Below are 20,155 nucleotides of genomic sequence, written 5' to 3' on the forward strand. Positions count from 1 at the left end.
GTACGGCAACGGCGCCGTTCCATGCCGCTGACCGAGGTCCACGACGGACCCGTCGAATTTCACGCGGGAGCACCGCCCAGGTGCCCCGTCGCATCACTGTGGAGGAGTGGCACATGAGAGCACGAAGCGTGCGTATCCCCGTCGTCGTCCTGGCGAGCGGGCTCGCCCTGGCGGCCTGTGCGCAGGGGAGCGGTGGGAACGGCGGGACCGGCGGCGGCGACGAGGGCGGCGCCTCCTTCGACTCCGAGGCCGAGCTGTCCGGCGAGCTGGAGATCATGGGCTTCGGCCTGGGCGACGACGTGGCGGAGTCGCGGTACGCGGTGGCCGAGGAGGCGCTGGGCGACGGCGTCGACATCACCCTCGTCGAGGGCGCGCTGGACATCCAGCAGTTCCTCACGGCCGTGGCCTCCGGGGACGCCCCGGACGTCATCTACGCCGCGCGGGACCAGATCGGCACCTTCGCCTCGCGGGGCGCCATCATCCCCCTCGCCGAGTGCATCGAGGGCGAGGGCATCGAGATCGACAACTACCGCGAGCACGCGGTGGAGCAGGTGACGTTCGCCGACGAGGTCTACGGCATCCCGGAGTTCAACTCCATCCAGATCACCATGGCCAACGCCGACCTCCTCTCCGCCGCCGGGCTGAGCGTCGAGGACGTCAACGGCTCCGACTGGGAGTCCATCACCGCCGCGAACGAGGCGCTCATGGTCAACGACGGCAGCCTGTCGGTCATCGGCTACGACTCCAAGCTCCCCGAGTTCCTGCCGCTGTGGGCGCGCTCCAACGGCGTCGACCTCATCTCCGAGGACGGCCGCACCGCGCAGATCAACGACCCGGCCGTCGTCGAGGCGCTCGAGTTCGCCCTCGGCATCTACGAGACCCAGGGCGGCTTCGGTGCCGTCAAGGCGCTGCGCGACGCCGCCGACGCCTTCGGCGCCGAGAACCAGTTCGCCTCCGGCGTGCTCGGCGCGATGCCGATGGAGCAGTGGTACATCAACGTCCTCAACGACGTCTCCCCGGACGCCCCCCTGACGTTCGACACACTGCGCGACAAGGAGGGCGAGACCATCGCCTTCGCCGGCGGCAGCGCGTGGGCCGTCACCGAGGGCGCGGCCAACCCCGAGGCGGCCTGCCGCTTCGCGCGCGCCATGACCGAGCTCGACACCTGGACCGCCGCGGCCGAGAACCGCATCGCCCTGCGCGAGGCCGAGGGCGGCACGTTCACCGGAATCCTCACGGGCCGGTCCGACGCCGACGAGGCCATCCGCGAGATGGTGCCCTCCACCGGCGACGAGAAGTGGGACTCGGCCATCGAGGCGATGTACGAGGCCAACGAGAACAGCTTCGCCTACCCGGCGAGCGCCGCGGACAACGAGTTCAAGACCGCGTGGAACGACGCCGTCAACCGGGTCCTCAACGGGCAGGAGGAGCCGCAGGCCGCGCTCGACCGGGCCCAGGAAGAGGCCCAGAGCGCGCTCGACCAGGCGTGGGCGGAGTGGGACGAGGAGTAGGCCCGTGGCCACCCTCGCACGACCGGCTCGGGACGCATCGGCCACGGTGCCGATGCGTCCCGAGCTGAGGCGGCGTCAGCGGCGCAACCTTCGGGCGGCCCTGCTGTTCATCCTCCCGTGGATCATCGGGGCCTCGATCTTCACCGTCTGGCCCATCCTCTACAGCGGGTACCTCTCGCTCACCGATTACGACGTCATCAACGCCCCCGAGTTCATCGGGCTCGACAACTACCGCCGGCTCCTGTCCGACGAGAAGATCGCGCTGTCGCTGTTCAACACCGCGTACTACACGGTGCTCCTCGTGCCGGCGCAGATCCTCTTCTCGCTCGCCCTGGCCATGCTCCTCAACGAGGCGGGCCGCTCCTCGAGCTTCTTCCGCACGGCGTTCTACCTGCCCAACATGACGCCGCCGGTGGCCGTCGGCATCCTGCTCCTCCTGCTCTTCAACGGCCAGCAGGGCCTCATCAACATGGCGCTCGGGTGGGTGGGCATCGATGGGCCCAACTGGACGACCGACGGGCCGTGGATCAAGCCCGGGCTCATCCTCATGGGCCTGTGGTCGGTGGGCTCGACGGTGATCATCCTGCTCGCCGCCCTGCGCAACGTGCCCGCGGAGCTCTACGACTCCGCCAAGGTCGACGGCGCGAACTGGTGGCAGCGGACGATGAAGGTGACCGTCCCGATGATCAGCGGGACGATCTTCTTCCTCGTCATCGTCAACACCATCGCCGGCCTGCAGACCTTCACCGAGGCCTACACGGCATTCTTCGGGGCGGGCACCTACAGCAACGAGGCGGCGCTGTTCTACGCCATCTACCTCTTCCAGCAGGCGTTCGAGTTCCTCAACATGGGCTACGCCTCGGCGATGGCCTGGCTGCTGTTCGTCATCATCATGATCATCACGGGGATCCAGTTCCTCGTGAGCAAGCGGCTCGTCTTCTACGAGGGGGACGACAAATGACCTCCGCATCCACGGGTGGCACGTCCATCACGGCCAACCCGGCGGCCGAGGCCGCCCTCAAGGCCGAGCTGCAGCCACCGATCCGCAAGTTCCGGCCCGACCGGTCCAAGCGCTCGCTGCCGGTCAAGATCGCCATCGGCTTCGGGCTCGTCGCCTTCTCGGTGCTGTTCATCTACCCCTTCATCTGGCTCATCAGCGCCTCGTTCAAGCCGCGGGGGGAGGTCTTCGACAACAAGCTCATCCCGGACACCTTCACCTGGGAGAACTACATCCGGGTGTGGCAGGAGGCGCCGCTGGCGCTGTGGATCCTCAACACCCTCATCGTCACGGTGCTCGCCGCCGTGTCGGTGACGGTCTCGAGCGCCATGGTCGCCTGGGGTTTCTCCTACTTCCGCTTCAAGGGCCGCAGCGCGCTCTTCGGCGTCGTGCTGGCGACGATGATGCTGCCCGGGGCGGTCACCATGGTGCCCGTGTTCCTCATCTGGAACTCCCTCGGGCAGGTGGGGACGCTCACCCCTCTGTGGGCGGCCAACCTCTTCGGCAGCGCCTTCTACATCTTCCTCCTGCGCCAGTTCTTCCTCGGGCTGCCGCGCAGCCTCTTCGAGGCGGCGCGGGTGGACGGCGCGAACAACTGGGCGATCTTCTCCAAGATCGCGGTCCCGCTGTGCAAGCCGGCGATCATCGTCACGCTGATCTTCGAGTTCCAGGCCTCGTGGACGAACCTCATGGCCCCGCTCATCTACCTGCGGGACTCCGAGACCTTCACGATCCCCCGCGGCCTCAAGGCCCTGCTCGACCAGTTCGGGTTCGGCGGCAACCTCAACTGGGAGATCGTCGTCACGGCGAGCGTCATCACCACCCTGCCGATGATCATCCTGTTCTTCGTCGCGCAGCGGCACTTCGTCGAGGGCATCGCCACGACGGGCGTCAAGGGCTGAGCGTGCCCGTCGCCTCACCCGGCTCGGACGCGGGGGGCTCGCCGCAAGGCGGGCCCCCCGTCGTCGGTGGCTTCCCGCCCGGCTTCCTGTGGGGGGCCGGGACGTCGGCCTTCCAGGTCGAGGGGGCCCTGGACGCCGACGGTCGCGGGGAGTCCGTGTGGGACGTCTTCGCCCGCTGCCCCGGCGCCATCGAGGACGGCGCCGACGGGTCCCGGGCCTGCGAGTCCTACGCGCGCTGGCGCGAGGACGTCGCGCTCGTCGCCGAGCTCGGGCTCGGTGCGTACCGCTTCTCCGTCGCGTGGTCACGCGTCATGCCGGAGGGCACGGGCCGCGTCGAGGCGCGCGGCCTCGACCACTACGAGCGCCTCGTCGACGCCCTCCTCGCCCGCGGCGTCGCCCCGATCCTCACCCTCAACCACTGGGACATGCCCCAGGCGCTCATGGCCGACGGCGGCTGGGCGGGCCGGGCCAGCGTCGACGCCTTCGCGGAGTACACCGGCGCCGTGGCGGGGCGGCTCGCCGACCGGGTGCCCTGGTGGATCACCCAGAACGAGCCGTGGATCATCGCGCTGCTCGGCTACCAGCTGGGCCTGCACGCGCCCGGGGTGAGCGACCTGGGCGCCTCGCTCGCCGCCGGCCACCACGTCCTGCTCGGCCACGGCGCGGCCGCGGACGTCCTCCACGCCTACCCCGGCGCCCGGGTGGGGGCGGCGCTGAGCCTGTTCCCCTGCGACCCCGCGACCCCGAGCCCGGCCGACGTCGCCGCGGCCGAGGGGTCCGACGGCTACGTCAACCGGTGGTTCCTCGACCCGCTGCTCGCCGGCGGCTACCCGGCCGACATGCGCGAGCACTGGGAGCGCGCCCTCGGCAGGCCCCTCGACGTCATCCGGGACGGGGACGAGGACGCGATCGGTGGCCGCAGCGACTTCCTCGGCGTCAACTACTACACCCGGCGCGTGATGGCTGCGGCCGAGCCCGGCCCCGGCCGCCCGTTCCCCTGGCAGGTGGTCGACCCCGGCGGCACCGCCCCCCGCACCGACGCCGGCTGGGAGGTCAACCCCGCCGCGATGCACGACCTGCTCGTGCGCCTGGCCCGGGACTACCCCGGCGTGCCCCTGCTCGTCACCGAGAACGGCGGCGTGTTCGCCGACGCCCCCACCCACGACGGCCGCGTCCACGACCGCCGCCGCACCGCCTTCCTCCGCGGCCACGTCGCCGCCCTCGCCGAGGCGATCGCCGCGGGCGCCGACGTGCGGGGGTACGTCCACTGGTCCCTCATGGACAACCTCGAGTGGGCCCTGGGGTACCGGCCGCGCTTCGGCCTGGTCCACGTGGACTACCCCACGGGCGTGCGCACCGTCAAGGACTCGGGGCGGGTGTACGCCGAGCTGGCCCGCACCGGCGTCCTCCAGCCCGACCCCGCCGTCGTCCCGTTCGGCTGAGCTGACCCGGAGATCATGAGAGTCGACGAGCGCCCCGGCGCGACCACCATCACGGCCGACGCCTACGTCCTCGAGGTCCGGGCCAACCCGCCGCGGGCCGTGCTGGCCGACCCCGACGGGCTCATCTGGACCCACCTCAGCCTGCTGGCGTCCGTCGCGCGGACCGACGACGCCGACGAGACCTACTCCGTGGCGCCGCCGCGGGTGGACGCCACCGACGACGACGGCGTGGTGGTCGTCGTCGAGCAGACCAGCACCGCCTGGGAGCACAAGGAGGTCCGCCTCGCGTGCCGGGAGGGGGCGCTCGAGCTCACCGTCACCGTCCGCGGGCACGGGAGGCTCGGCGACGTCACGGTGCTCGGCGGCCGGGCGGTCCTGCCCAACGGGGCCGCCGGCACCTTCCGGTCCGCCATCGAGTTCGCCTCGGTCTACTCCCCGACGCCCAGCGAGCCCGTCCAGGTGGTGCGCCCGGCGCACTCCGCGGTCGTCCTCGGCGTGGTGGGCGACGCCCTCCCCGGCCGGCTGCACGCGGTGTTCTCGCCGCCGCCCCTGTGCCTCGTCCTCGGGCGGGCCGCGGCCACCGGTCCCACCCAGGTGCCCGCCGGGGACTGGCTGCGCCTCGCCGTGCGGGCCGGTGCCGCCGAGCTCCGGTTCACCGAGCTCACCTACGAGAGCGTCGACGGCGGGTTCTCGCTGCGCCTGGACTACGACGGCCACACCCGGGTGGACGGGGAGTTCACCACCCCGCCGCTCGTCATCGCCCCGGCCGCCGACCCGCTGCAGGCCCTCGCCGACCACCGGCGCGAGCTCGTCGACGCCGGCCTCGCGCCCGCCGGGCCGGCGCACCCTGCCGCGGCGTGGTGGCGCGAGCCGATCTTCTGCGGGTGGGGCGCGCAGTGCGCCAGGGCGCCCTTCGGGCCGGCCAGCCACCCCTACCGCCTCGCCGACCTCGCCCCCGCCGTCGTCCCGCCGGGAGTGGCGATCGGCCCCGACCTCGCCCGCCAGGACGTGTACGACGAGCTCCTCGCCCACCTCGACGGCGCCGGCGTGCGGCCCGGCACGATCGTCCTCGACGACCGGTGGCAGGCCCGGTACGGCCTCGGCGAGCCGGACCCCGAGCGCTGGCCCGACCTGCGCGCGTGGATCGCCGACCGGCACCGTGACGGGCAGCGGGTGCTGCTGTGGTGGAAGGCGTGGGACCCCGACGGCGTCCCCGCCGCCGAGTGCGTGCGCGACCCCGGGGGCCGGCCGGTCGCCGTCGACCCGGGCAACCCCGCCTACCGGGAACGGCTGGCGGCGATCGTGCGCTTCCTCGTGAGCGCGGAGGGCCTGGACGCCGACGGCGTCAAGGTGGACTTCACCCAGCGCGCGCCGGCCGGCCGCGCGCTCGTCGCCGCGCCGGCGGACGACGGCGGGCCCGGGCCGTGGGGCATCGCCGCCCTGCACGTCCTGCTCGCCACCCTGTACGACGCGCTCAAGGCCGCCAAGCCCGACGCCCTGATGATCACCCACACGCCCCACCCGGCGTTCGGCGACGTGTGCGACATGGTCCGGCTCAACGACGTCCTCGAGCGGGACCCGACGGCCGCGCTGGTGCCGGTGGCCGACCAGCTGTGCTTCCGGCACGACGTCGTCCGGGCGACGATGCCCGGCCACCTCGTCGACACCGACCAGTGGCCGATGCCCGACCGCGCCCAGTGGCGCGCGTACGTCGAGGCCCAGGCCGACCTCGGGGTGCCGGCCCTGTACTACGCCGAGCGGATGGACCGCTCGGGGGAGGAGCTCGGCCCCGAGGACCTCGCCCTGGTCGCGCGGACGTGGGAGCGCTACCGGGCCCGCGTCGCGGGGGCCGGCGGGCGGTGAGCGACGCCGACGTCGCCGTCCACGCCGCGACGTCGGCGGGGTGCGAATCGGGGTCGCGCTGCCGTTGTCCCGCCTCGCTGGGATCGTTACCATCGTGAGGTGACCGACGTGGTGCGCGAGGTTGCCGAGGGCGTCTTCCGGGTGCGGGACACGTGCCACGTCTACGTGGTCCGCGCCGAGGGTGCCCGCACGGGCGTGGCCATCGACTTCGGGTCCGGGCGCGTGCTCGACCACCTCGCCGAGATGGGCATCGACCGCCTCACCGACGTGGTCATGACCCACCACCACCGCGACCAGGCGCAGGGCCTGCCGCGCGCCGTCGAGGCCGGGATCGCCATCCACGTGCCGCCGGTGGAGCGGGATCTCTTCGAGCACGCCGACGACATGTGGGCGACCCGCCCCATCATCAACGACTACAACCTCCGCGAGGACCGGTTCTCCCTGCTCGACTCCGTGCCCGTCGCCGGGCTCGTCCCCGAGTACCGCACCGGCCGCTGGGGCGGCGTCGACCTCGCCGTGCACCCCACGCCCGGGCACACCACGGGGTCGGTGACCTACGTCCTCGAGCGCGGCGGCCGGCGCATCGCCTTCACCGGTGACCTCCTCTACGCGCCGGGCAAGGTGTGGTCGCTCGCCGCGACGCAGTGGTCCTACACCGAGAACGAGGGGCCGGCGATGACGGTCCTGTCCTGCTACCTCCTCCAGCGCGAGCGCCTGGACCTCCTCCTGCCCTCGCACGGGGAGCCCATGGCCGACCCCGCCGCCGCGCTCGGGCTGCTCGCCCGGCGGATGCAGGCCTACGTCGACTCCCGGCGGCCCTTCCCCTGGGACCTCGAGACCCGCCTGGTCCACCCCTACGCCCGGCTGACGACGCACTTCCTGCTCAACCGCTCGAGCGTCGCCGCGTCCTACGTCCTCCTCTCGGAGTCCGGGGCGGCCCTGCTCATCGACTTCGGCTACGACGTCACCACCGGCCTGCCCGACGGGCGCGACCGCGCCTCGCGCCGGCCCTGGCTCGCGTCCCTCGACGCGCTGCGGGGCGGGTTCGGCGTCACCGACGTCGAGGTGGTCATGGCCACCCACTACCACGACGACCACGTGGCGGGGATGAACCTCCTGCGCGAGGTGGAGGGCACCCAGGTGTGGGTCCCGGAGAACGTCGCGCCGATCCTCGCCAACCCCATGCACCACGACCTGCCGTGCCAGTGGTACGACCCCATCGCGGTGGACCGGGAGCTGGCCCTGGGCGAGACGGTGCGGTGGCACGAGTACGCGATCACCGTGCACGAGCTGCGGGGCCACACCCGGTACGCCGCCGCGTTCGAGCTCGAGGTCGACGGCGTGCGGGTGCTCGTCACCGGCGACCAGCAGGACGGGCGCGGCCTCGCCGGCCAGCGCCGGGAGATCCTCAACTACCAGTACCGCAACCTCGTGGGCCTGGAGGACTACCGGCGCAGCGCCGAGCTCTACCGGCGCGTGGGTCCCGGCCTCATGGTGAGCGGTCACTGGGAGCCCCGCTGGGTCGACGAGAACTACCTCGACATGCTGGCCGAGCAGGGGGAGGAGCTCGCCCGGATCCACACCGACCTGCTGCCGCTCGACGAGCTGGACGTCGGCGCCGACGGCGTCCTCGCGCGCCTCACGCCGTACCGCTCGCGCCCGCAGGTCGGCGAGCCGGTCGAGCTGACCGCCACCGTGCGCAACCCGCACCACGTCGCGGCGGAGGCCGTCGTCCGCCTCGTCGTGCCCGACGGGTGGCACGCCGAGCCGCCCGTGGTGCACCGGGTGCTCGGGCCGGGGGAGAGCGCCGCCGTGCCGTTCCGCGTGATGCCCGCCCCGGAGGTCCGGCGTCGGGCGCGGTGCGCGGTCGACGTGTCGGTGGGGGAGCTCCACCTCGGTCAGCACGCCGAGGCGCTCGTCGATGTCGTCACGGCCACACCGGGCGATGCCGGTCCTCCAAGGCGACGCCACTACGATGACCTGCTGATCCGGTAGACCCGGCCGGCGGATGGAGTGGACCACGTGACGAGGGCGACGCAGGCGAGCCCGCTCCTGCACCGGCGGGCGACGATCAAGGACGTCGCCCTCGCGGCCGACGTCTCGCGGTCCACCGCCTCCCGCGCCCTCAGCGGCAACGGCTACGTCGCGGAGGACGTGCGCGAACGCGTCCGGGAGGTCGCCCGGTCCATCGGCTACGTGCCGGACGCGGCCGCGCAGTACCTGCGCCGCCGGGTGAGCAACGTCGTGGGCCTCATGGTCACCGACCTCACCAACCCCTTCTACGCCGAGCTCGCGGCCGGGGCCATGCAGCAGGCCCGCCGCCGGGGGTACACGGTGATCCTCGCCGACGGCGGGGCCGAGGACCCGGACGAGTCGAACGCGGCGCAGGCGTTCGTCGAGATGCGCGCCGCCGGGGTCATCCTCACCCCGGTCTCCGCCGAGGCGGGGGAGTACCTCACCGGCCACGGCCTGGTGACGGTGGAGGTGGACCGTCAGTTCGCCGAGGGCGTCGCGGATGCCGTCGTCGTCGACAACGTCGACGGCGCCTCCCGGGTGACCGCGCGCCTCATCGAGCTCGGGCACGTGCGGATCGCGCTCGTCATCGACGAGACCCACTGGACCACCGGACGCGACCGGTACGCCGGGTACCGCGCCGCGTTCGAGGCGGCCGGGCTCGCCCTCGACCCGGGGCTGGTCGTCGCCTCCGGCCTGGACGTCGACCACGCCCGGGCGCGTTCGCGCGAGCTGCTCTCCGGCCCGGACCGGCCCACCGCCGTCTTCGCCGCCAACAGCGTCCTCGCCGAGGGGGTATGGCGGGCCGCGACGGACGTCGGCCTGCGCATCCCCGAGGACCTCAGCCTCGTCTCCTTCGACGACGCGCCGTGGATGTCGCTCGTCTCGCCCGGGGTCACCGCCGTGGCCCAGGACGTCTCCGCCATCGGGGCCACCGCCGTCGACGTCCTGCTGGAGCGGATCGCCCAGCCGGCCGCGCCGGCGCAGACCGTCGTGGTCCCGGCCGAGGTGGTCCGCCGGGGCTCCACCGCGCCGCCACCGCAGCGGTAGGGAGCCGCCGCTGCGGCACGGCAGCCCCGCAGCGGCGGGGCGACCGGGCAGGCGGTAGGGCGACCGTGCGGCGCGCCGTTTGAGTGCTGCCCGGGGGCTGAGCGCCGGTTGACCTCTCCGAGAAGCACGTGATTGCGTGTGGTTACGTTCCCAGGAACGGCGCCCCCCCCGCGCGTCGACCTCCCCACCGATGTGGAGTGCCATGCACCACGGACTGTCCGACCTCACACGCCGGATCGAGCGCACCCTGCGCGACCGGCTCATCCCCGCCACGTACGGGGCGGCGGTGCCGGTCGAGGTGAGCGCGCTGCACCTGCCCGGCGAGCCGATCCCGCCCGCCGAGGCGATCGCCGGGGAGTACGGCCCGTTCGCGGTGGGCGAGCGCTGGGGGCGGGCCTTCGGCACGACGTGGTTCCACCTCACGGGCGAGGTCCCGGCGGCCATGCGCGGTCGTCGGGTCGAGCTCGTCGTCGACCTCGGCTTCGAGCGCTCCGGGCCGGGCTTCCGCTCCGAGGGGCTGGCCTACACGCCCGACGGCGTGCCGATCAAGGGCATCGAGCCGCGCACCGCGTGGCTGCCCGTCGCCCGGCCGGCCCGCGGTGGGGAGCGGGTGGACCTCTACCTCGAGGCGGCGTCCAACCCCCTCTTCGACGGCAGCGTCACCACGCTCGGCGACCCGGAGACGATCGGGCCCGAGCTCCTCTACCGCCTCGACCGCGCCGAGATCGCCGTCCTCGAGGAGGACGTCCACGCCCTCGTCCTCGACGTCCAGACCCTCCACGGGCTGGCGCTCGAGCTGCCCGAGTCCGACCCGCGCCGGCACGAGGTCCGCCGGGCGCTCGAGGTGATGCTCGACGAGCTCGACGTCGCCGACGTCGTCGGCGGTGCGGCGACGGCCCGCGCCCGCCTCGCCGGGGTGCTCGCCTCGCCGGCCGCGCCCAGCGCCCACAAGATCTCCGCCGTCGGCCACGCCCACATCGACTCCGCGTGGCTCTGGCCGGTGCGCGAGACCATCCGCAAGTGCGCGCGGACGTTCTCCAACGTCGTCGCGCTCGCGGAGGACTACCCCGACTTCGTCTTCGCCTGCTCCTCCGCGCAGCAGTACGCCTGGATGCGTGACCACCACCCGCTCGTGTGGGAGCGCATCCGGGCGGCCGCCGCGCGCGGCCAGTTCGTCCCCGTGGGCGGCATGTGGGTGGAGTCGGACACCAACATGCCCGGCGGCGAGGCGCTCGTGCGCCAGTTCACCCAGGGCAAGCGGTTCTTCGCCGACGAGCTGGGCGTGGACTCGCGCGAGGTGTGGCTGCCGGACTCCTTCGGGTACTCCGCCGCCCTGCCGCAGCTCGCACGGCTGGCCGGGTTCCGGTGGTTCCTCTCCCAGAAGATGTCGTGGAACCTGACCAACCGCTTCCCCCACCACACGTTCTGGTGGGAGGGGATCGACGGCAGCCGGGTGTTCACGCACTTCCCGCCGGCCGACACCTACAGCTCTGAGCTCACCGCGGACCAGCTCCACCACGGCGTGCGCAACTTCGCCGAGAAGGGGCGGGCGACGCGCTCGCTGCTCCCCTTCGGCTACGGCGACGGCGGGGGCGGCCCCACCCGCGAGATCATCGAGACCGGCCACCGGGTCGCCGACCTCGAGGGGTCCCCGCGGGTGACGATCGAGTCGCCGTCGGCGTTCTTCGCCGCCGCCGAGGCCGAGTACCCCGACGCGCCCGTGTGGGCGGGGGAGATGTACCTCGAGTTCCACCGGGGGACCTACACCAGCCAGCACGCGATGAAGCGCGGCAACCGGCGCACCGAGCACCTCCTGCGCGAGGCCGAGCTGTGGGCCGCCACCGCCGCCGTCCGGGCCGGGGCGGTTTACCCCTACGCCGAGCTCGACCGGATCTGGCAGGAGATGCTGCTCCTGCAGTTCCACGACATCCTCCCCGGCAGCTCGATCGCCTGGGTGCACCGGGAGGCCCGGGTGACGTACGCCCGGCTCGAGGTGGAGCTCGAGACGATCATCGACGGCGCGCTCGGTGCGCTCGCCGGTGAGGGCGCGGTGCCGCTGGTCTTCAACGCCGCCCCGCACGAGCGCGACGGCGTGCCGGCGCTCGCGGCCGCCCCCGCCGAGGTGCCCGGAACCGTGCTCGTGGAGGGGAACGACGACGGCGTCACCCTCGACAACGCCCTGGTGCGGGTGCGCGTCGGCCGCGACGGCACGCTCGCCTCGGTGCTCGACCTGGTCGCCGACCGGGAGGTCCTCGCGGGGGCGGGCAACGTCCTCCAGCTCCACCCGGACACCCCCAACTACTTCGACGCCTGGGACATCGACGACTTCGCCTTCGCCCGGCGCCGTGACCTCACCGGCGTCACGGCGATCGAGGTGGACACGAGCGACCCGGCGCGCCCGCTCGTGCGGGTGCGCCGCACCGACGGCGACTCCACGTACGTGCAGACGACGGCGCTCGCCGCCGGGGCCCGCCGCGTCGACCTCGTCACCGAGGTGGACTGGCACCAGCGCGAGACGCTCCTCAAGGTGGCCTTCCCCCTGGCCGTCCACGCCGACCGGTCCGCCTCGGAGATCCAGTTCGGGCACGTGTTCCGGCCGACCCACACCAACACCTCCTGGGACGCCGCCCGCTTCGAGATCTGCGCGCACCGGTGGCTGCACGTGGGCGAGCCCGGCTACGGGGCCGCCGTCGTCAACGCCGAGACCTACGGCCACGACGTCACCCGTCCCGCGCCGGGGGACGCCCGCGGCCCCGGTTCCACGACCGTGCGGCTGTCCCTCCTGCGCGCCCCGCGCTACCCCGACCCCGAGACCGACCAGGGCCGGCACCGCCTCGCCTACGGGCTCGTCGTCGGCGCCGAGATCGCCGACGCCGTCCGGGAGGGCTACCGGGCGAACCTGCCGGTGCGGCAGCGCACCGGCGCCGGGCCGGTGGCGCCGCTGGTCTCGGTGTCCTCGCCGGCCGTCGTCGTCGAGGCCGTCAAGCTCGCCGACGACCGCTCCGGCGACGTCGTCGTGCGCCTGTACGAGTCGCTCGGTGGGCGCGCGAAGGCGCGCCTGACAGCGGGGTTCGGCGTCGAGCGGGCGTGGGTGTGCGACCTCGTCGAGCACGAGGACGAGGAGATCGCCGCGCTCGCGCCGCTCACCACCTCCGGTAACGAGGTCACGCTCGACCTCGGGCCGTTCCAGGTGGTCACGCTGCGCCTGCGCGCCGCGCGCTGAGCGCCCGCCCCGTGCCCCGCTGGAGGGCGAGGCGGGCGATTGCCGGGCCTCCCGGCTGTCCCTAGGATCGTGTGGGAACGATGTCAGAACGGGTGGAGGACGAGGGCATGACCGGGTCACGAGTGTTCGGGCTCGACACCGGCGGCGCCACGCCCGCCGTCGCCGCCTCGCCCGCCGGCGCCTGGCCCGGCGGGGAGGTGCGGTGAGCGCGCCCACGCCCCGCGGTCGCCGCGCCCCGATGTCCAACGCGCCGGCCCACGGCGTTGGCCTCGACCGCGACGCGCGTCCGGTCGCCACACCGAAGCGGACCCTCCACATGATCGGCAACGCACACCTCGACCCCGTCTGGCTGTGGCCCTGGCAGGAGGGCTACCAGGAGGCCCGGGCCACCTTCTGGTCGGTCATCCACCGGATGGAGGAGTACCCCGACTTCGTCTTCACCTGCGACCAGGTGGTCCTCCTCAGCTGGGTCGAGGAGTCCGACCCCGAGCTCTTCGCCCGCATCCGCGAGCGCGTCGCCGAGGGGCGCTGGCAGATGGTCGGCGGCTGGTGGGTGGAGCCGGACTGCAACATGCCCATGGGGGAGTCGTTCGTCCGTCAGGGGCTGTACGGCCAGCGGTACCTGCGCGAGAAGCTCGGCGTCACCGCCACCGTGGGGATGAACGTCGACCCCTTCGGGCACAACGCGATGCTCCCGCAGATCCTCCGCGGCCAGGGGATGGACTCCTACTGCTTCCTGCGCCCGGGGCCCCACGAGACCTCGCTGCGCGGCACCGCGTTCTGGTGGGAGGCGCCCGACGGCTCGCGCGTGCTCGGCTACCGCATCCCCTTCGAGTACGGCAGCTCCGCCGGGGAGGTCTCCGGCCAGACGGAGAAGGCCATCGGCCAGCTCGACCCCGACCTCACCGACGTCATGGTCTTCTACGGCGTCGGCAACCACGGCGGCGGGCCGACCAAGGCGAACATCGAGTCGATCTACCGGTACGACCGCATGGGCACCTTCGGGCGGATGATCATGTCCTCGCCCCGGCAGTACGTCGACACCCTCACCGAGCGCCTCGGCGAGGAGGGCCTGGCCGCCCTGCCCGTCTGGCGCGACGACCTCCAGCACCACGCCCCCGGCTGCTACTCCGCGCACTCCGGTATCAAGGCCTGGCAGCGGCGCGCGCAGGCCGCAGCCCTGTCCGCCGAGCGCTGGGCGGCCGTCGTCGCCGTCGGCGCGGGCGTGGACTACCCGCGCGAGGACCTCGGCCGGGCCTGGAAGCAGGTCCTGTTCAACCAGTTCCACGACGTCCTGCCGGGCTCGGCGATCGAGACCGCCTACGACGACGCCCGCGACCAGCTCGGCGAGGCGGTGGCCATCGCCAAGCGCGCCATCACCCGCGCGCACAACGTCATCGCCAGCCGCGTCGACATCCCGCTGGAGGAGGGCAGCCAGCCCGTCCTCGTCTTCAACCCCCACCCGTGGCCGGTGCGGGCCGACGTCGAGCTCCAGTACGGCGTGCAGCCCACGGGGGTGCACGTCGTCGACGGCGACGGCGCCACGACGCCGTCCCAGCGCACCCAGTCCGTGGCGACGATGAGCGACAAGGGCCGCGGCGCGACGGTGTTCCGGGCCGAGGTGCCCGCGCTCGGGTACCGGCTCTACCGCCTGCGCGGCGGGGCGGCCCCGGCCGGGGCGCCGTGGAGCGGGGCGGCGCCGTCGCCGCTGTCGGCGAGCGAGACGGTCCTCGAGAACGACGTCCTGCGGATGGAGATCGACCCGGTCACCGGGTGGCTGAGGTCGCTGCTCGACAAGCGCACCGGCGCCGACCTCGTCGCCGGGGCCCGGGGCGAGCACACCCAGGTGTGCGAGGACCCCACGGACACCTGGGGCCACCGCGTCGTCTCCTACGCGTGGCCCGGGGAGGCCATGCGCACCGTCCGGGTGGTCCTGCGCGAGGCCGGGCCGCTGCGGGCGCGCCTCCTCGTCGAGCGCGAGTGGGGCCGCTCGACCCTCGTCGAGGAGTTCCTCCTCGACCACGACGCCGACGCGGTCGAGGTCCGGGTGCGGCTCGACTGGCGCGAGCAGGCGCACCTGCTCAAGCTCCGCTTCCCCACGGCCCTCACCGACGCCCGCGCCACCTACGAGATCCCCTTCGGCGCGATCGAGCGCCCCGTCGACGGCGCCGAGGAGCCCGCGCAGACCTGGGTGGACCTCACCGGCCGCGCGGCGGCGGGCCGCAAGCGGGTGCCGGCGGGGCTCGCCGTCGTCAACACCGCCAAGCACGGGTTCGACGTCCTGCCCGGCGGGGACGGCCGGGCGGGCGACGGCGGGGCGGGGACGGCCGGGGGGCCCGACGCCCCGAGCATCGGGATGACCGCGGTCCGCAGCCCCGTCTACTCCTGGCACGACCCGCGCCTGCTGGACCCCGAGGGCGTCTACACCTATCAGGACCAGGGCGTGCAGCAGTTCCGCTACCTCCTCGTCCCGCACGGCGGCGACTGGCGGGAGGCGGACCTCATGCGCCGCTCCGCGGAGCTGGGCTCGCCGGTGCGCGCCATGCTCGAGAGCTTCCACGACGGTTCCCTGCCGGACCGCCTGAGCTTCGCCTCCGACGGCGGCGGCCAGGTGGTGGTCACGGCGGTCAAGGGCAGCGAGGACGACGGCGCCGCCGGGCCGGACCTCGTCGTCCGGGCGGTGGAGATGAGCGGACGCCCGGCGCGCGCCCGGATCGAGCTGCCCCTTGTGGGGCGGGTGCTCGAGGCGGACTTCGGTGCCAGCCAGATCCGCACGTTCCGGGTGCCCGCGGACCCGGCCTCGGCGGTGACGGAGGTCGACCTCGTCGAGTGGCCGCTGGCCGCGCCCGCCGGGGTGTCCGCCGAGCCGCTCGGTGCCGGGCCGCTCGTCCTCGGGCGCGCGGCCGTCGGGCAGGCGGGGGACCGCGGGGCGTCGGACGCCGTCGAGCCGGCCGAGCAGATGTCGCCGCACCGGGAGGGGCTGCCCACGGATGGGTGACCGGGCGGCGCGTGACGCCGAGTCGGGGGGCCCGGTGCCCCCGGACCCGGAGGGGCGCGCGCCGCTCGGCGGTGAGAGTGCGGACGAGGGTGCTGGTGCTGGTGCTGGTGCTGGTGCCGGGCAGGGCTGGGTGCCGCTCGATCCTCGGGGCGCCGACCTGGGTCCGCTCGGCGCGGGCTTCCCAGCCGGCGCGAGGCTGAGCGTCGAGGTCCTGTTCCCCGCCCCTCCCGCCTCCCCTGTTCATGATCGTGCAGAAACGCCGATGGCGGCCCCCGGTGCGCCCCCTGCCCCTCCTGCTCATGATCTTGCGGACGATCCGCAAGATCATCACGGAGGGGGGTGGGAGGACCGGGTCGCGGGTGACGGGGGCGTCACCGATGGGGCCATGGGCGGCGCCGGCGTCACCGAGGGGCGCGCGGGCGGCGCCGGCCGTACTGGCGAGGTTGCCGCGCTACCGGCGCTGGCCGTGCAGCTCGAGCTCGGCCCCGCCGACGCCGCGGGCGCTCACCCCGTCCGCGTCTCCTGCACCGCCGTGCGCGCCGTCGAGGCGACGGTCCGGCTGCGCGTCGACCTGCCCGGCGTCGCCGAGCCGTGGTGGCTCGTCCCCGGCCTGTTCTACGGCGAGAACCGTCCCGTGGGGAGCGACCGGCCGTTCCCCCGGTTCGCCGTCGACCCGGACGACCCCATGGCCAGCCCCACGTGGGAGTTCCGCGCCGACCGCGCCGCGACCCCCGGCGTCTTCGCCTGGGGCGCCGACGGCGGTGCCGCCCTCCTCACCACCGAGACGAGCGCCGTCGGCCTGTCGGGCGTCGGCTTCGCGCACGAGGGGGTCACGGCGGGCCTGTGGCTCACCTTCCCCTTCCGCGAGACGCCGCTGACGTACGACGGGTCGGCCGTCCCGCGCCCGCCCGTCACCACCGGCCACCGCTGGGCGGCCGGCGAGCGCGCGACGTTCCACGCGCACCTGCACCCCCTGCCCGCCGACCGCCATGCCTACGCCCCCATCCTCCGCGCCGTCGCGGAGCGCGCCCGGCGCACCGACCCGGTCGAGCCGTGGGTGGGCGTCGCCGAGGCCGCCGACGTCGCCGCCGAGGGCCTGCTGCGCTGGCACTACGACCCGGACCCCGGTGTCCTCCTCGAGACCGTCGGCTTCGACCGTGGCATCAGCGGCCAGGACGGCCGACCCGTCGACCGGCAGGCGATGCACGTCGCCTGGGTGAGCGGCGTCCCGTGGGCGTACGCCCTCCTCGTGCACGGGCAGCGCACCGGTCACGAGGGCGCGGTCACGGCCGCGCACCGGGTCATCGACACGGTCTGCGCCGGGCTCGCGCCGTCGGGCACCTTCTGGGGCGTCTGGTACCGCGACCGCGGGTGGCGCGGGAGCTGGAGCCCGCACCCGGACGGCCTGCACGCCCGCACCCTCGGCGAGGCGACCCTCTTCCTGCTGCGGGCGCTGGCCCTGCCGGGCGGCGCGGCCGGCCAGCGGCGCGCACGCTGGCTGGCCGTCGCCCGCTCGAACCTCGACGCGCTCGCGGCCCGCCAGCGCCCCGACGGCAACCTCGGCGCGGTCCACGACGCGCGCACCGGGGAGGTCCTGTCCTGGGCGGGCTCCGCCGGCCTCACCTGGGTGGCGGCGTTCGCCGAGGCCGGGGCCCTCGACGACGACGGCCGGTACCTCGCCGCCGCGGTCCGGGCGGGGGAGTACTACGCCCGGTTCGTCGACGCCGAGCTCATCCACGGCGCACCGGAGGACGTCGGCCTGGCGCCGACGTCGGAGGACGGGTACGCCGCCGTCCTCGCCTACGTCGCGCTCCACCGCCGGACCGGCGAGGCGCGCTGGCTCGACCTCGCGCGCCGGGCGGCCGAGTGGATGCTCACGTTCCGCTACACGTACAACGTCGCCTTCGCCCCGCGCACCCCGCTCGGGGTCTACGGCTTCGCCACCCGCGGGGCCGACCAGGCCTCGCCGTCCAACCAGCACCTGCACGCCTACGGCCTCGTGTGCACCGCCGAGCTCCTCGAGCTCTCGGCCGCCCTGGGCGACCCGCACTTCGCCGGGCGCGCCGAGGAGACCCTCGCGTGCTTCCGCCAGCTCCTGCCCGTCCACGACGGCGACGTCAACGCCTACCGCGGGATGATCACCGAGCGGTACTACCAGACCGAGTGCTTCCAGCCGAAGGGGATGGTGCTCACGCTCTCCCACGCGTGGAGCGTCGGGGTGCTCCTCCTCGCCTGCGAGCAGGTCCTCGCCCCGGGGGCGTGAGCGTCGTCGCCCGGCCGCGCCGCGTGACCGACCGGGCGCCAGGCGGTGATGATGGCGGGATGAGCAGCGCAGCAGCGGGGGCCGTCGTCGTCGTGGGGAGCGCGAACCTCGACCTCGTCGTCGACGTGCCCCGTCATCCCGGCGCGGGGGAGACGATCCTGGGCGGGGACCTGCGCCGCAGCCCGGGCGGCAAGGGCGCCAACCAGGCGGTCGCCGCCGCGCGGGCCGGCGGGGCGAGCACGACCTTTCTCGGTTCGCTCGGGAACGACGACGGCGCCGAGATCCTCCTCGCCTCCCTCGAGCGCGCCGGCGTGCGCACCGACCTCGTCCAGCGCAGCGCGGCGGCCACCGGCACGGCCCTCATCAGCGTCACCGCCGACGGCGAGAACACGATCATCGTCGCGCCCGGCGCCAACGGCGACCTGCGGATCGACGCGGCCGCGCGGGCCCGGCTGGCCGAGGCGGACGTCGTCCTCGCCCAGCTCGAGATCCCGCTGGAGACGGTCCTCGCCGCCGCCGCGGCACGCCGCCCGGGCGCCGTCCTCGCCCTCAACGCGGCCCCCTCCCGCGACCTGCCCGCGCCGGTCTGGGACGCGCTCGACCTCCTCGTCGTCAACGAGCACGAAGCCCTCGACCTCACCGGCGCGCCGGACCAGGACGCGGCGCTGGCCGCCCTGCTCGCCCGCGTGCCCGCCGTCGTCATCACGCTCGGGTCCGCCGGGTGCCTCGTCGCCGAGCGCGGACGCCCGAGCGTCGAGGTGCCCTCGCCGCGGGTGCCGGCCGTCGACACCACCGGCGCCGGGGACACGTTCTGCGGGGTGCTCGCCGCGGCACTGGCCGCCGGTGAGCCGCTGGTGGCCGCCGCCCGCCGGGCCGCCGCCGCGGGGGCGCTGGCCGTCACCCGCCCCGGTGCCCAGGAGGCCGTGCCCACCGCGGCCGAGACCGCGGAGCTCGTACGGGCCGGCTACCCGGACGTCGCGGCGGGGCCCTCGTGACCGGCGGGCGCGCCCCGGAGGTCCCGGCGCCGGGTGGTCCCGCCGGGAGCGGCCGGGTCATCAGCGAGATCCCCACCTCCCCGGTCGACGTCCCCGCCGCTGTCTCCGTCCTCGCCGGAGACGAGCCCGCGCGCCCCGTGTGGCGCAACCAGCTCGGGGGGCTGACCTTCGAGCTCGGTGGCGGCGCGCGGCGTCGGTTCGTCAAGTGGGCGCCCGCGGGCAGCGGCCTCGACCTCGCCGCCGAGGCCCGGCGCCTCGCGTGGGTCCAGGACCGCACGCCCGTCCCGCAGGTGCTCGACGCGGGCGAGGACGACGACGGCGCGTGGCTCCTCACCCGCGCCCTGCCGGGACGCAGCGCCGTGGAGTGGGCCACCGACCCGCGCCAGGCCGTCGTCGCCGTCGGCGAGGGGCTGCGCGCGTTCCACGAGGCGCTGCCGGTGGCGGGCTGCCCGTTCAGCTGGGCGGCCGAGGAGCGGCTGGCCCGCGCCGAGGCGCACCGCCGCGCCGGCGGGACCGACCCCGCCCGGTGGGAGCCGGAGCACCGCGCGCTGGGGGTCGAGCGTGCCTTCTCACTCGCCGCGCAGATCCCCCCGGTCGAGCACCTGGTGGTGTGCCACGGGGACGCGTGCGTGCCCAACACCCTCGTCGGTGACGACGGGCGCTGGTCCGGGCACGTCGACCTCGGCGCCCTGGGCCTGGCCGACCGGTGGGCGGACCTGGCGGCGGCGACCTGGAGCACCCGGTGGAACTACGGCCCCGGGTGGGAGCGGCTGCTCCTCGACGCCTACGGCGTCGCGCCGGACGAGGAGCGCACCCGCTACTACCGGCTGCTGTGGGACCTCGGCCCCTGACGCACGACGGCGCCGGGGCGCCCCACAGGGCACCCCGGCACCGACGA

The 20,155-nt window shown here is 74.5% G+C and carries 12 protein-coding genes; all 12 read left to right on the forward strand.

Going from position 1 to position 20,155, the window contains the following annotated elements; genetic code table 11:
• Positions 1-113: 113 nt before the first annotated feature.
• Positions 114-1,511 carry an extracellular solute-binding protein gene (locus EBO36_RS01270; RefSeq protein WP_122823030.1) on the forward strand — a complete coding sequence of 466 codons (1,398 nt, stop codon included), beginning with the start codon at positions 114-116 and terminating at the stop codon, positions 1,509-1,511.
• A gap of 52 nt (positions 1,512-1,563) precedes the next feature.
• On the forward strand, positions 1,564-2,472 hold the full coding sequence (locus EBO36_RS01275; protein ID WP_122825364.1) for a carbohydrate ABC transporter permease: 909 nt from the start codon (positions 1,564-1,566) through the stop codon (positions 2,470-2,472).
• The gene (locus EBO36_RS01280; protein WP_122823031.1) at positions 2,469-3,410 is read left to right on the forward strand and encodes a carbohydrate ABC transporter permease; all 942 of its coding nucleotides are present in this window, start codon (positions 2,469-2,471) and stop codon (positions 3,408-3,410) included. The genes EBO36_RS01275 and EBO36_RS01280 overlap by 4 nt, the downstream gene beginning before the upstream one ends.
• Positions 3,411-3,412: 2 nt before the next feature.
• Positions 3,413-4,852 carry a GH1 family beta-glucosidase gene (locus EBO36_RS01285; protein WP_122823032.1) on the forward strand — a complete coding sequence of 480 codons (1,440 nt, stop codon included), beginning with the start codon at positions 3,413-3,415 and terminating at the stop codon, positions 4,850-4,852.
• Positions 4,853-4,867: 15 nt separating this feature from the next.
• On the forward strand, positions 4,868-6,715 hold the full coding sequence (locus EBO36_RS01290) for an alpha-amylase family protein (protein ID WP_122823033.1): 1,848 nt from the start codon (positions 4,868-4,870) through the stop codon (positions 6,713-6,715).
• Positions 6,716-6,814: 99 nt separating this feature from the next.
• Positions 6,815-8,710: an MBL fold metallo-hydrolase gene (locus EBO36_RS01295; RefSeq protein ID WP_244925328.1), complete on the forward strand. Its 1,896-nt coding sequence runs from the start codon at positions 6,815-6,817 to the stop codon at positions 8,708-8,710.
• A gap of 27 nt (positions 8,711-8,737) precedes the next feature.
• Positions 8,738-9,778, forward strand: a complete 1,041-nt coding sequence (locus tag EBO36_RS01300; protein ID WP_122825366.1) for a LacI family DNA-binding transcriptional regulator — start codon at positions 8,738-8,740, stop codon at positions 9,776-9,778.
• A 202-nt stretch (positions 9,779-9,980) separates the two neighbouring features.
• A complete protein-coding gene (locus EBO36_RS01305) occupies positions 9,981-13,001 on the forward strand; it encodes an alpha-mannosidase (protein ID WP_122823034.1) in 3,021 nt (1,006 codons plus the stop codon).
• 316 nt (positions 13,002-13,317) lie between these two features.
• The gene (locus tag EBO36_RS01310) at positions 13,318-15,999 is read left to right on the forward strand and encodes an alpha-mannosidase (RefSeq protein WP_244925329.1); all 2,682 of its coding nucleotides are present in this window, start codon (positions 13,318-13,320) and stop codon (positions 15,997-15,999) included.
• A gap of 385 nt (positions 16,000-16,384) precedes the next feature.
• Positions 16,385-18,262, forward strand: coding sequence for a hypothetical protein (locus tag EBO36_RS01315; protein ID WP_122823035.1), 1,878 nt, complete (start codon positions 16,385-16,387; stop codon positions 18,260-18,262).
• 59 nt (positions 18,263-18,321) lie between these two features.
• Entirely contained in the window at positions 18,322-19,257 is a 936-nt protein-coding gene (locus EBO36_RS01320) for a PfkB family carbohydrate kinase (protein WP_122823036.1), read from the forward strand.
• Positions 19,254-20,108, forward strand: coding sequence for an aminoglycoside 3'-phosphotransferase (locus tag EBO36_RS01325; protein WP_122823037.1), 855 nt, complete (start codon positions 19,254-19,256; stop codon positions 20,106-20,108). Before EBO36_RS01320 ends, EBO36_RS01325 begins: the two co-directional genes overlap by 4 nt.
• The last annotated feature ends 47 nt before the right edge of the window (positions 20,109-20,155 follow it).

The organism is Georgenia faecalis, from assembly GCF_003710105.1.
GTDB classification, from domain to species: domain Bacteria; phylum Actinomycetota; class Actinomycetes; order Actinomycetales; family Actinomycetaceae; genus Georgenia_A; species Georgenia_A faecalis.

Coding starts and splice junctions, on each gene's coding strand:
- EBO36_RS01270 (WP_122823030.1), top strand. CDS start 114: ATGAGAGCACGAAGCGTGCGTATCCCCGTCGTCGTCCTGGCGAGCGGG.
- EBO36_RS01275 (WP_122825364.1), top strand. CDS start 1,564: ATGCGTCCCGAGCTGAGGCGGCGTCAGCGGCGCAACCTTCGGGCGGCC.
- EBO36_RS01280 (WP_122823031.1), top strand. CDS start 2,469: ATGACCTCCGCATCCACGGGTGGCACGTCCATCACGGCCAACCCGGCG.
- EBO36_RS01290 (WP_122823033.1), top strand. CDS start 4,868: ATGAGAGTCGACGAGCGCCCCGGCGCGACCACCATCACGGCCGACGCC.
- EBO36_RS01305 (WP_122823034.1), top strand. CDS start 9,981: ATGCACCACGGACTGTCCGACCTCACACGCCGGATCGAGCGCACCCTG.
- EBO36_RS01310 (WP_244925329.1), top strand. CDS start 13,318: ATGATCGGCAACGCACACCTCGACCCCGTCTGGCTGTGGCCCTGGCAG.
- EBO36_RS01315 (WP_122823035.1), top strand. CDS start 16,385: ATGGGCGGCGCCGGCGTCACCGAGGGGCGCGCGGGCGGCGCCGGCCGT.
- EBO36_RS01320 (WP_122823036.1), top strand. CDS start 18,322: ATGAGCAGCGCAGCAGCGGGGGCCGTCGTCGTCGTGGGGAGCGCGAAC.